Here is a 12,511-nt window from a genome sequence, read left to right on the forward strand (position 1 = left end):
CTTACACTACGTAAAAATTTTCTAAACAATCGACAGCCCTCCACTAAAAAATATAACTCGAAAACACCACTTATGATATACAATTTATCAAATATCAACCAAGCCATGCACATAAAAAAACTTTAACTTCTCCAATCTCTTTTTTAAATACAACAATACAACTCAATAATACGCATAACCAATAAATATAGCTTAGCCAACCAATTCTTTCGCCAAATAAAGTACTCATAATTGCGCCAACAACTAACAATAAAGCATAACTATAAAGAGTTATTCGCGGCATAGGCTTCCATACATGAATAGAAAATTCAGTTCTTAAAACGAAAAAAACAAAAAAAGCAGCGCAAGTGCTTATTGCAGCACCAGCCGCACCGTACGTTGAAATTAACAACCAATTACCTATAAGGTTCAGGCTAAAGGCAATTATTGATGCTAACATTACAAGTGATGTACGTCGGGCAATGCTAATACCTACTACTGTTGTCTCAGATAGAGTGAAAAGCAATGGATAGCCTAAACAAGAGATAACAATCCACTGAACGTCGGCATAATTATCAGGTAATAAATAGGTCACAATCCACGATAACAGACCAACTAGACAATACAATACAACCACGCAAAGCAATACATACCGAGTTACCTGATGAACTTTATCAAGCCCTTCTCCTTTACTCGCCCACTTATATACAATAGGTGCCCATACAGTTGTAAATACACTTTGTAATATTGAAGCTGCTGCAGCAAAACTGACGGACACTGAATAAAGGCCCAATTCTTCATAATTTGAGAGTGATCTCAACAACACCCTGTCTGTTGCTGTCAGCCCCCAAAAGGCGAGTCCGCCAAATATAAGGGGTAAACCGAACTTCAGCATTTCTTTAAGTCGCTCGACAACGATCTTTTCACAGATGCTTGCCCGCCATTCCTGACGAGTATTCCAAGAAAAAGCGAGACACACTAAAGTAATTGCTGCGGTATTTGCTATCACAAGATTCATCAAATTCTTTTCAGATCCCGCAACAACATAAGTGGCTATGATGACCAGTAGTAAAAGCTTTGGCAGAATTTGACTCATGGAAAATGCCAAACCACGCTCATTCATACGCAGAATCAACGACAGAAAACGAGAAATAAAATTAGTAATTAAAGCAAGAACAACCAATAGGCTCAAATACCAAGCAGATATATCAAATAATAGCTTTGAGAAGAAAGTACTATCGAATAAAAAACCTGAAAATGTTAACAGCAACAATAATACTAAGCCCGGCAACAGCGTCATCTTAAATAACGCTGGTTTATTATTCGTTTCATGAAATTCACGTACATAGGCACGATCTAGCCCTAGGCTAAAAAGCAGTGTACTGAAGCTAAGCGTTACCTGCATCATTGAGATCCGCCCAATATCTTCCTGACTAAAAAACCAGGTAATCACAGGGAGGGTAATAAAACCCAGTAGGGCACTACCCAAAGGGCCAATGGCGAAAAGTGCTATTTTTCGTGGAGTCAAACTATTTTCCTTTTTTGATCGCCACTATACTTATCTTTTAACGTGAACGCCTTTTCTACTAGATTTTTTGTTTGAATTATAGCTTTTTCCCGCCCCCAATATTCACTAACTAACTGTTTATTAATTTCCTTATCTTCGATTGATAGTGGTTCCTGTAATAAAGAAATATCTTTTTCTAGCTCTTGCACTGATGATAGTGAAATGCCTTGTTCTTTCAAGAATTGGTATGTTGGATTCTCTTCACGAAGAAAAACTCGCGCGCCGAGGTACAACATTATAACGATGTTGCCAACGGCCTGCTGCCGTTTATGATTCATGATCACATAACCACATTTTCTTATGGTAGCTACATAGCTTTTTACTGGCATAAACTCTTTTAGTGGACTAAATTTATTGCCAAATAACTCATATCCAATTAAAGAAATTTTTTCACCATAATTTTTATCACCATAGCTTAATGGAGCAATAATGCAACGATTATTAACTCCAGCCTTATGGAGAAAATCTAACGTTTCTTTATGATTACAAGCAAACGAGGCACTATTGCCAATCAATATGGCATCACCATCAACTTGCTCGCCCTCAAACCCTTTAATTAGATGATCCTCCATCGTGCCATAGTTCCATCTAGCGCTCTCTGGAAAGTTATGCCAATTACGTGACTTTTTCACCAACTCATATTCGTTTGGAAGCACTGGCGCAAAGATCCAAAGCTTTTCGATAGCCTTTTTTTTGATTTTAAGACACCAAAAATCTCTAACACTTGACGAAGAAATAGCTTTATAAGCTTGCGTATTTTTAGCTGAAAATTCAAAGCAGTAAGTTTCTTAGTTTCAGGCAGAAGAAGTTCGACTGGATTAACGATTAAATCATAATACTCATATCCCCACCCCAACCATATGGTTGGTATTTTTTTTGGGACATTATATATTTCAGGGTAAAGAATAGAAGTAAACGAATGAAAAACAATCAAATCATATTTATCATACTCTATCTCCGGTAGCCTAGCCCTCTTTATACTTGGAATACTTATGTTAATTATTTTTTTCGGCTGTAATTTAACAAATTTTAGATCACAATTTTTTTCTAAAACAAAAACGAAAACATCATTTTGATTCGGATATGCTTTTTCAAATACAAAGAAAGCATGGTCTACAAACTTATCATCAGTGGCTAAATGCAAAATTCTCATTGTGTCTTAATAAACTCCAGCTCAACAGCCTTTAGATCTTTTTTCCTAGCTTTGATCGGTTTTGCCGGCACTCCTGAATATATTTTAAACTCTTCACAGTCTTTCGAGACTAAACTTAATGCTCCGATCGCCACACCTTCATGTAACGTTACTCCTGGCAAAATTACACTACCAGACCCCACGATCACATGCTTCTTCAACTCTACATCTGCCGATTGAACATTTTTAAACTCATCAGAAACCATTGGGTTAGTCAAAGCTATACCAGAATAATCATCACTACTACTATAGATTGAAACTCGAGACGAAAGCCCTACAAAGTCTGAAAGGATAATCCTTCCCTCACCAACTAAAGAACTAAAAACGGCAATATGAATATAATCACCAATTTCAATTCCACCTATACCGGCTGAAATAACGCAGAAATCATCGATACGAACATGACTACCGATGGATATTTTCTCTGGATTATATAAAGATGCCTTATCAGAGATAAGGACATTTGTGCCGAGTGCGGCAAAGCCTGCACTTTCTAATTGTTCTCTGGATAGAAATGCCATTAGTCTTTTACCCTTAACCCAAATATTGGCCGAATCACGTCTACGACTTTTTTTTGTTCAAAACTGTTCAAGGTTGCATAGATTGGAAGACAGAGAATCCGTACCGCTAAGTCTTGTGAAATGGGCTGATCAGCGCTTTCATCTAAACACTCAACGGTTTCAAGTGAAGGAAAAAAATACCGGCGAGCCTGTATTCCGTTTTCGTTAAGAAGTTCCGCTATATCCACTGCCTCCTGCTGAGTATTAAAAACCACAGGAAAATACGATGAATTATAAGAAAGGTCTTCACTTCGTTTCTGCATCTGTACTACGCCTGCCAACTCACGTTCATAGTTAGCCCAAACCTTTGCGCGTGCGGCTAGATTTTGTTCCATCTCATCCAGCACGCAAAGCCCCATCGCCGCCTGTATCTCATTCATCTTGGCATTAATGCCAAGTTCCTCGATAGTGTCCGGCCCAGTAATACCGAAATTGATCATCTTCTTAGCGCGTTCAAGGTCTTCTTTACGCTTGAAGACGATGGCTCCGCCTTCTACGGTATGAAATAGTTTAGTTGCATGGAAGCTTAGGGTAGTGGCATCGCCATGTTTGAGCAGACTTTCACCCTTGTAGGTCACCCCAAAGGCGTGAGAGGCATCATAGATCACTTTCAACTGATGCTTTTGAGCAACTGCATCGATTGCTTCAACATCACAGCCGTTGCCAAATACATGCACCGGTACAATAGCACGGGTATTAGTCGTTATGGCGGCTTCAATGTTTTTCGGATCGAGGCACCAAGTGTCTGGGTCTATATCCGCAAATACCGGCGTGACACCCTCCCATTTTAGGGAGCTTGCCGTGGCAATGAAGGTGAAAGGTGTTGTTATGGCTTGAGCCGGTTGAGGATTAATCGGTTCGTTAATGCCCAACGCGTGATAGGCTATTTGCAACGCGAGTGTGCCATTAGACACCAACAGTAGGTTTTCTATGCCTAAATATTCCTCCAACCTACAGGTCAACTCCTGCACTAATGGGCCATTATTCGTTAGCCAGTTGCGCTCGTAGATTCCATCGATATATTGATTCAGCTTTTCTCGGCTGGGAAGGTATGGCTTAGTCACGGGGATCATTCAATATTTTCCACTAGGTCCATGAGGTATTGGCCGTAGCCATTTTTCTTAAGTGCGTCGGCTTCTTGCAACAATTGTTCTTTAGTGAGCCAACCGTTATTAAAGCCGACCTCTTCGAGGCAGGCGATTTTATAGCCTTGACGTCGCTCAATGGTTTCCACAAATTGAGAAGCTTCTAACAGGCTCTCATGTGTGCCGGTATCTAACCAAGCAAAACCACGACCTAGCACCTCTACGCTTAGATCGCCACGCTCCATATACGCCTGATTAATGCTGGTAATTTCTAACTCGCCTCGGTGGGAGGGTTGCACTTTTTTGGCGATCTCGACCACGTCATTGTCATAAAAGTAGAGGCCGGTCACCGCGTAATTAGATTTAGGGTGCTCTGGCTTCTCTTCAATCGAGATAGCTGTTTTATTTTCATCAAAGGCAACCACACCGAATCGTTCAGGGTCTTTAACCTGATAACCAAATACAGTGGCACCCGATGACTGTGCAGCGGCTTGTTTTAGCTTGGGTGAGAAGCCTTGACCGTAGAAGATATTATCCCCCAGCACCAAACATACATTATCATCGCCGATAAATTGCTCACCGATGATAAACGCTTGCGCTAAACCATCGGGGCTTGGCTGTTCGGCATAACTCAGCTGAATGCCGAAGCTGCTGCCATCACCCAATAACTTTTCAAAGTTTGGCAGGTCTTCGGGGGTTGAGATGATCAAAATATCGCGAATGCCCGCCAACATCAGCACCGACAACGGATAATAGATCATCGGTTTGTCATAGATTGGCAACAACTGCTTAGAGACACCCTTGGTGATTGGGTACAACCGTGTACCAGAACCCCCTGCGAGAATAATGCCTTTCATAATTGATCCTTGGTTAAATTAGATTTGACCTAAACGTTCACGCTGATAACTGCCATCTTGTACACGGCGACACCATTCGAGATTATCCAGATACCACTGCACCGTTTTACGAATGCCGGATTCGAAGGTCTCTTCCGGCGTCCAGCCCAGCTCTCGCTGAACCTTACTGGCATCGATGGCGTAACGTAGATCGTGGCCTGGGCGATCCTGTACATGGGTAATCAGGTCTCGATATTGATGAACGCTAAAATCATCGGCAGGCGGCACTAATTGCTGCAAAATATCACAAATGGTATGTACCACCTCGATGTTTTGTTTTTCGTTATGACCACCGATATTGTAGGTTTCACCCACCTTACCCTCGGTTGCCACCTTATAAAGTGCACGGGCATGATCTTCAACATAGAGCCAATCGCGAATCTGATCCCCTTGGCCATAAATAGGTAACGCTTTACCGTCTAAAGCGTTGAGAATCACGAGCGGAATCAGTTTTTCAGGAAAATGATACGGTCCATAGTTGTTCGAGCAGTTCGTCATTAATGTGGGAAAACCGTAAGTCCGTCGCCAAGCTCGTACTAAATGATCGGAACTCGCTTTACTCGCTGAGTAGGGCGAACTCGGTGCGTAAGGGGTTGCTTCGGTAAATAGATCTTCGGGGCCTTCTAAATCGCCATAGACCTCATCAGTTGAGATATGGTGAAAGCGAAAAGCTGTCTTGCGCGGCTCATCTAAACCTTGCCAATAGTGACGCGCCGCTTCTAACAACGTATAGGTGCCAACAATATTGGTCTCAATAAACGCCGCGGGGCCATCAATGGAACGATCGACATGGGATTCAGCCGCTAAGTGCATCACGACATCAGGTTGATGTTGCTTAAATACACGATCAACTTCAGCCCGATCACAGATATCAACCTGTTCAAATACATAGCGCGAGTTATTGCTAACATCAGCAAGGGATTCAAGGTTGCCAGCATAGGTGAGCTTATCGAGGTTTACCACGCACTCATCTGTATTGCTGATAATGTGACGAATTACGGCCGAACCAATAAAACCCGCACCACCAGTCACTAACACTTTCATATTTAACATCCAACCGAATCGTTATTAATATCATTGCCTACGGCACTTTTTATCGTTTCTCGCCTCAGCCAGTTTTGCCTCAGCCGCTCATCAAGGCCGCATCTCTCGCGGCCCGTTGCGGAAACATTTACGGAGCCAAGCCCTACCCTTCAGACACGCTACCGCCCGAAGGTTATCAATAGGACTTTCCTCAACGCCCGTTTTCATCTTATTGTTTAACCCTGATCACAACGGGTTAGTCGGCCTTTAACGCCTTGACCGGTATACTTAATTTGTGTTGCTTTTGCATGACATCAAGCAACACAAACACTCGCTCTTCACCATTAAACGAGTGAAAAACGGCTTCTAACGCTTTAAATGGCCCTTCGGTAATACGAAGCTTGTCACCGAGTTTGAATACAGATTTGACTGTGGTATCCCGCTGTTCTGCCTCAATCAATTGTTCGATCACCTTGCTGGGCACCGGCACCGGCACGCCTGCAAAGGCAACGATACGCTGCACTCCACGGGTCGAACGGATCGGCGCCCAGTTATCATCGATACTGTTAAGGGCGATAAACAGATAGCCGGGAAACAGTGGCTCGATAACGTCGACATATTTACCCTTGCGTATCTTTTCCACTGAATACAGCGGTAAAAAGCAGTGATAGCCCTGGCGCTGTAGATGTTCTTGCGCACGCAATTCTTGCTTGGCTTTGCACTGAACAAGATACCACTGGGTATTTTCATCTCTCTTCACAGAAAGCGCCCATTAAAACTCGTATAAATAATCAACATCTCTTGACTATTTTTTATTGCAGCTGTCAATAACAAGGCCACTGTTAATAAATATCCTTCGACACCAAACTAAGCGGCGTCTTGAGTAATATTTTAATATCTAAGCCCAATGACCAATTATTGATGTAGGCTAAGTCATACTCAACACGCTTGGCCATCTTATCCAAGGTTTCCGTTTCACCTCGGCAGCCGCTGATCTGAGCCAAGCCGGTAATCCCTGGCTTAATCCGATGGCGGGCCAGATAGGCGTTCACTTTATTGGAGTAATAATCATTGTGGGCTACCGCGTGGGGGCGAGGACCCACCAACGACATGGTGCCTTGTAGCACATTAATAAACTGGGGCAACTCATCAATTGAGGTACGACGGATAAAAGCACCGATTTTCGTTACACGGGAATCGTTTTTCGTTGCCTGCTTAACCTCGGTATCTTCATGCAAGCGCATACTGCGAAACTTCCAGACTTTTATGATTTTGCCATCTAAACCATGGCGGTCTTGCTTAAAGAAAACAGGCCCCTCAGATTCTCGCTTAATCATGATGGCAATAACACACATTAACGGGCTAAAAGCAATTAGTGCTAATGTCGCCAGTACCTTATCCATCAGAGACTTAAGTATAATATGTATGCGTCGTGAAGTTATTGGGCTTTCATTCAATGTAATAAGCGGCATACCGGCCACTTCACGCACAGAGTGGTTTAGTAAACTCAAGCCAAAGATATCAGGCACCCAGATAACATCAACGTTTGTATCAAGCAGATCGATATGCAATGCCTCAATAACATCAGAGTCCGCCACAGGCAGCGCTAAATAGATTCGTTTGACCTTTAGCTCTTTGATCAATGATCTTAAATTTGCGGCACTGCCATACAGCGGCAGAGTTAACCTTTGGATATCAACATCGGCTAGCGGCTTATCATCAGGATTTACAAAACCAAGCACTCGGTCTGGCAGCCAACTATTGTTATTAAGGTTGTCGACCAATTTGGTTGCCAAGTCACCGGTACCAATCACCAATGAGGGAATTTCACGGGAGAACATGACTTTGTATCGTTTATACAAACAGCGTAAGACGTTCATACTGATTAATTGAAGAATATAACCAACAACGGCCCACTCGATTAGAACCTCGCGCGAGAAACCCTCCCCCGTTTTCGTTACAAAACCAATTAAGGCCAACAACAATAGAACATGAAACCAGGCATTCAGCAGACGAAAAGCACTGCCATAAAGCCCTATAGCCCGACTATAAACGCCACGACGACGATAGATAATCCAAACCCCTAAAAGCGCCAAGATAGCTAGCAAGCGGTAGTTAGATGGAATTTCGCCTAACTTAAGATATGCAAAAAAGAACAGAGAACCACAGACAATCAACAGGTCGGCAAAATGCTGTACTAAGAAAGAAACGGATTCATAGTTATTCAGCAGCTGCCGCTTATTTGCTGACAGCCTATATGACTTCAATCGGTTACTCATACCTTTGTATAACCCTGCATATCCATACACTAAAAATTGGTCAATTTTCCGTATCACTCGTCTTATACAAGAGCACGTTCAATCACAGAAATGTTGTTGCTATTATATCGACTTGTTTGGTATTTCCTATGCTTAATTACGCCAGCTAGCGAACCTCGATTGTGCAGCGCAATATAAATTGCGCACTAATGTTACTATTTTCCAACATACTTCTGCAAATTTTGTTTACTTATACTAGCGGTGGTTGTTAGAATCTAATCATTACTTTCTGAATGAAATCTGGTCTCTCGACCAACTCAAGGAGAACGCTATATGCGCAAGTTACTTATTGGTGTTGTAGCAGGGATGTTGTTGCCACTCGCCCCTGTTTATGCAGCTGCCCCAGACCCAGCTGTTGTTAGTCAAATTCAAGCGGCGACGGATGCAGACGCTACCCCAGAACAGATCTCTGCAGCCATTGAAGCAATGCTTAACGCTGCTGAAACTGATGCTCAGAAAGAAGCGATTTTGACTGCCGCGATGAGTGTTTATTCAGCTAATCCAGCAGCGCTATCAGCTATTGGTACTGCGGCAGCCAATGCTAATGTTCCTGCTAGTGTTGTATCCAGTGCTGCATCATCGGCTAATGTAAGCGTTGCTTCTGTTACACCTGCATCTACACCAAGCAGCACACCAGGTAGCACCGGCCCAGCAGCTTCAGCTCCTGCTATTGGTAGCAGCAGCGGCGGTTCCGGCGGCGGTTCTGCTAGCGCCGACTCTTAAGTTTTACTGTTCGATAAAAAAGCGCTTAAATGCGCTTTTTTTATATCTATTTTTTAGATATATTTTAAATTTTTCGCTCTGTAAACACGTTCAAGTAACTTCTTACTCTCTAACACAGCCCCTTTGCAAGGACACTACCGTTGAGCAGCTTATCGGTATCACCTAAATCAGATACCCCTCTTTTTTATTCTTACCTAGCTCTTTTAGCTTGGATCCCTCTACCGCTAGGCAGCAACAAAGCTTGGGCGATTAGCCTATTGTCCTGCTCAGTGTTCATGCTATCGGCTTGGTGGATGGTGCTTTACAGTCAAAAGAAACTAACGCTCGGAAAGACTTTTGCTCGCAGCTTAGTGGTATTAGGGCTATTACTCACTGCCCCACTATGGTCTTTATTACAGATTCAGCTCAACATAACGATTGATCCAGCCAATACACTGCAAGACGCCTTATTGGGTTTCGCTTTCACTGGCTTATTTTCACTGACAACACTACTGGTTAAAAGTAAGCGTCGCATCAAGCTACTCTGCTTCACCTTAATTGGTAGCGGCCTGTTTCAGGCGGTCTATGGCAGCATGATGACTCTAACCGGAATCGAATACCTCTTTTTTGTACCCAAAGAGCATTACCTAAACCTAGCCACTGGCACTTTTGTGAACCGCAATCATTTAGCTGGATATCTAGAACTGACCCTAGCAGTGGGCATTGGCCTCATGATTTCAACGCTAGATGGTAGTCGCGCGGCTAACTTACGAGATTTTTTCCGGCGATTACTGACCACACTACTCGGTAATAAAGCACGCCTGCGTATCATCCTAGTAATGATGGTTGCGGGACTGGTGATGACCCATTCAAGAATGGGCAACACTGCCTTTTTCGCCAGCTTGGCGATTGCTGGCGTTATAGCACTATTACTGAGCAAACAATCGACTAAAGCAACCATTATTCTGATCGGTAGCCTAATCGTTATCGATATGTTTGTCGTCGGTACTTTTTTTGGCGTTGAAAAAGTCGTACAGCGGCTAGAAAATACTGTTGATACATCAGAGACTCGAGACGAAGTGAATGTTTATACCCTTGAAGCCATTCAGGATAATCTGCTAACAGGTAGTGGAGCTGCCACCTATTACACTAACTTTCCTGCTTATCGTGAATATGATGCCGGCAGAGGGTTTTACGAACACGCTCATAACGATTACTTTGAATTTGCCAGTGATTACGGTGTGATTGTGACTGGCTGCCTAATGCTTGCTGTGTTACTAGTGTTTATCTCGGCCATACGAGCGCAGCGAAAACGCAAAGATCCACTAATACGCGGTATAGCCTTTAGCGCAACCATGGCGATTATTGCCCTAGCCATCCATTCGACGGTTGATTTTAACCTGCAAATACCGGCAAATGCGGCGACTTTTGTGGTTATTCTCGCGCTGGGGCAGATGTCGTTACATCATAAAAACCGAAGCTGATCATTCATTTATGGAGCCCGCTAGGTAGCGGAAGGCTCGGGGCAATAGATTTCAACCTAAGCTATCGCCGCCAGAGGCAGCTCCTACACCGGGATAACCTCCGGGCTGTGGGAGCCCCGTCTCGGGGCGATGAATTTCAATCTAAATCATCGCCGCTGGGGGCAGCTCCTACAACCGGAATAACCTCCGGACTGTGGGAGCCCCGTCTCGGGGCGATGATTTCAATCTAAATCATCGCCGCCAAAGGCAGCTACTACACCGGAATAACCACCGGACTGTGGGGGCCCCGCCTCGGGGCGATGAATTTCAATCTAAATCACCGCCGCTGGGGGCAGCTACTACACAGGAATAACCACCGGACTGTGGGAGCCCCGTCTCGGGGCGATGAATTTCAAGCTAAATCATCGCTGCCAGAGGCAGCTCCTACACCAGGATAACCCCTTGGACTGTGGGAGCCCCGTCTCGGGGCGATGAATTTCAAGCTAAATCATCGCTGCCAGAGGCAGCTCCTACACCGGAATAATCTCCGGGCTGTGGGAGCCCCGTCTCGGGGCGAAGCATTTCAACCTAAACCATCGCTGCCAGAGGCAGCTCCTACACCGGAATAACCACCGGACTGTGGGGGCCCCGTCTCGGGGCGATGAATTTCAAGCTAAATCATCGCTGCCAGAGGCAGCTCCTACACCGGGATAACCACCGGACTGTGGGAGCCCCGTCTCGGGGCGATGAATTTCAAGCTAAACCATCGCCGCTGGGGGCAGCTCCTACACCGGGATAACCTCCGGGCTGTGGGAGCCCCGTCTCGGGGCGATGAATTTCAATCTAAACCATCGCTGCCAGAGGCAGCTCCTACACCGGGATAACCTCCGGGCTGTGGGAGCCCCTTCTAGGGGCGATGAATTTCAACCTAAAGCATCGCTGCCAGAGGCAGCTACTACACCGGAATAACCCCTTGGACTGTGGGAGCCCCGTCTCGGGGCGATGAATTTCAATCTAAATCATCGCCGCCGGAGACAGCTACACCGGAATAACCACCGGACTGTGGGAGCCCCCACTCGGGGCGATGAATTTCAAGCTAAACCATCGCCGCCAGAGGCAGCTCCTACACCCAAACAGCATCCCATAATGCATACTCTCTAACGCTTTTCACCAATCCAGCCCTAACAGGGTTCATCACAATATAACGGGCGATTTCAACTAAATCTTCTTCTCGCCTCACCGCATGATCATGAAAACCTTTTTGCCAAACTTGCCCTTGCCTCGACAAACGCTTATTCACTTGCAACGCCGAATAGGTTTTAACGGAATGAATCAACATATCCAACGTGCCCTCTTTTAATTGGATTAGCCAATGAACATGATCAGGCATAACCACATAAGCCAGCGTATCTGCACGATTTCCAAAGAAATTTAACGACGAAACTACAACCCGTCCGGATTTTAAATCTGAAAATAAACGTTGTCGGTTAAACGTCACAAACGTAACCAGATATATCCTCCCAGATTCCGAATAACGCCCTTTACGAAGCGCCGATGAATTCCCTTTCATCACATAACCCTCGTTTAATAAATGAATGACTTTTCTAAAAAAATCTAGCATCATCGCCGCCAGAGGCGGCTCCTACAATGACAAACCAGCCCCTGTAGGAGCCCCTTCTAGGGGCGATAAATTCTAATTAAAAACCATCGCCGCCAGAGGCAGCTC

12 protein-coding genes are annotated in these 12,511 nt (G+C 44.4%); 2 read left to right on the forward strand and 10 right to left on the reverse strand.

Annotation, left to right across the window (positions count from 1 at the left end):
• Window positions 1–94: 94 nt before the first annotated feature.
• From AC0L4K_RS14675 to AC0L4K_RS14715, 9 genes are all read right to left on the reverse strand, one after another.
• A complete protein-coding gene (locus AC0L4K_RS14675) occupies window positions 95–1,507 on the reverse strand; it encodes an oligosaccharide flippase family protein (RefSeq protein ID WP_473266893.1) in 1,413 nt (470 codons plus the stop codon).
• Entirely contained in the window at window positions 1,504–2,118 is a 615-nt protein-coding gene (locus AC0L4K_RS14680) for a TDP-N-acetylfucosamine:lipid II N-acetylfucosaminyltransferase family protein (protein ID WP_473266894.1), read from the reverse strand. Before AC0L4K_RS14680 ends, AC0L4K_RS14675 begins: the two co-directional genes overlap by 4 nt.
• A 56-nt stretch (window positions 2,119–2,174) precedes the next feature.
• Entirely contained in the window at window positions 2,175–2,690 is a 516-nt protein-coding gene (locus AC0L4K_RS14685; RefSeq protein ID WP_473266896.1) for a hypothetical protein, read from the reverse strand.
• 5 nt (window positions 2,691–2,695) lie between these two features.
• A complete protein-coding gene (locus tag AC0L4K_RS14690) occupies window positions 2,696–3,259 on the reverse strand; it encodes an acyltransferase (RefSeq protein WP_473266897.1) in 564 nt (187 codons plus the stop codon).
• Window positions 3,259–4,371 (reverse strand): DegT/DnrJ/EryC1/StrS family aminotransferase, encoded by a 1,113-nt coding sequence (locus AC0L4K_RS14695; RefSeq protein ID WP_473266898.1) that lies wholly within the window; start codon window positions 4,369–4,371, stop codon window positions 3,259–3,261. Before AC0L4K_RS14695 ends, AC0L4K_RS14690 begins: the two co-directional genes overlap by 1 nt.
• A complete protein-coding gene (gene rfbA, locus AC0L4K_RS14700; protein ID WP_473266900.1) occupies window positions 4,368–5,240 on the reverse strand; it encodes a glucose-1-phosphate thymidylyltransferase RfbA in 873 nt (290 codons plus the stop codon). Before rfbA ends, AC0L4K_RS14695 begins: the two co-directional genes overlap by 4 nt.
• A gap of 18 nt (window positions 5,241–5,258) precedes the next feature.
• Entirely contained in the window at window positions 5,259–6,323 is a 1,065-nt protein-coding gene (gene rfbB / locus AC0L4K_RS14705; protein ID WP_473266902.1) for a dTDP-glucose 4,6-dehydratase, read from the reverse strand.
• Between the two features lie 235 nt (window positions 6,324–6,558).
• Window positions 6,559–7,062, reverse strand: a complete 504-nt coding sequence (gene rfaH / locus AC0L4K_RS14710; RefSeq protein ID WP_473266903.1) for a transcription/translation regulatory transformer protein RfaH — start codon at window positions 7,060–7,062, stop codon at window positions 6,559–6,561.
• 82 nt (window positions 7,063–7,144) lie between these two features.
• Window positions 7,145–8,569 (reverse strand): undecaprenyl-phosphate glucose phosphotransferase, encoded by a 1,425-nt coding sequence (locus AC0L4K_RS14715; protein WP_473266905.1) that lies wholly within the window; start codon window positions 8,567–8,569, stop codon window positions 7,145–7,147.
• Between the two features lie 324 nt (window positions 8,570–8,893).
• Here AC0L4K_RS14715 and AC0L4K_RS14720 point away from each other — a divergent pair, with 324 nt between their 5' ends.
• The gene (locus AC0L4K_RS14720; RefSeq protein ID WP_473266906.1) at window positions 8,894–9,343 is read left to right on the forward strand and encodes a hypothetical protein; all 450 of its coding nucleotides are present in this window, start codon (window positions 8,894–8,896) and stop codon (window positions 9,341–9,343) included.
• A 293-nt stretch (window positions 9,344–9,636) separates the two neighbouring features.
• Window positions 9,637–10,806, forward strand: a complete 1,170-nt coding sequence (locus AC0L4K_RS14725; protein ID WP_473266907.1) for an O-antigen ligase family protein — start codon at window positions 9,637–9,639, stop codon at window positions 10,804–10,806.
• A 1,102-nt stretch (window positions 10,807–11,908) separates the two neighbouring features.
• On the opposite strand, the gene AC0L4K_RS14730 is transcribed toward AC0L4K_RS14725, so the two are convergent.
• Entirely contained in the window at window positions 11,909–12,355 is a 447-nt protein-coding gene (locus AC0L4K_RS14730; protein WP_473269231.1) for an REP-associated tyrosine transposase, read from the reverse strand.
• Between the last annotated feature and the right edge of the window lie 156 nt (window positions 12,356–12,511).

This window comes from Amphritea sp. GJ51-11, from assembly GCF_055808735.1.

What these genes read in the sequence shown, in the direction of transcription:
- AC0L4K_RS14680 (WP_473266894.1), bottom strand. Translation starts at nt 2,118, where the DNA reads ATGGAGGATCATCTAATTAAAGGGTTTGAGGGCGAGCAAGTTGATGGT.
- AC0L4K_RS14690 (WP_473266897.1), bottom strand. Translation starts at nt 3,259, where the DNA reads ATGGCATTTCTATCCAGAGAACAATTAGAAAGTGCAGGCTTTGCCGCA.
- AC0L4K_RS14695 (WP_473266898.1), bottom strand. Translation starts at nt 4,371, where the DNA reads ATGATCCCCGTGACTAAGCCATACCTTCCCAGCCGAGAAAAGCTGAAT.
- rfbA (WP_473266900.1), bottom strand. Translation starts at nt 5,240, where the DNA reads ATGAAAGGCATTATTCTCGCAGGGGGTTCTGGTACACGGTTGTACCCA.
- rfbB (WP_473266902.1), bottom strand. Translation starts at nt 6,323, where the DNA reads ATGAAAGTGTTAGTGACTGGTGGTGCGGGTTTTATTGGTTCGGCCGTA.
- AC0L4K_RS14720 (WP_473266906.1), top strand. Translation starts at nt 8,894, where the DNA reads ATGCGCAAGTTACTTATTGGTGTTGTAGCAGGGATGTTGTTGCCACTC.
- AC0L4K_RS14725 (WP_473266907.1), top strand. Translation starts at nt 9,637, where the DNA reads ATGGTGCTTTACAGTCAAAAGAAACTAACGCTCGGAAAGACTTTTGCT.
- AC0L4K_RS14730 (WP_473269231.1), bottom strand. Translation starts at nt 12,355, where the DNA reads ATGAAAGGGAATTCATCGGCGCTTCGTAAAGGGCGTTATTCGGAATCT.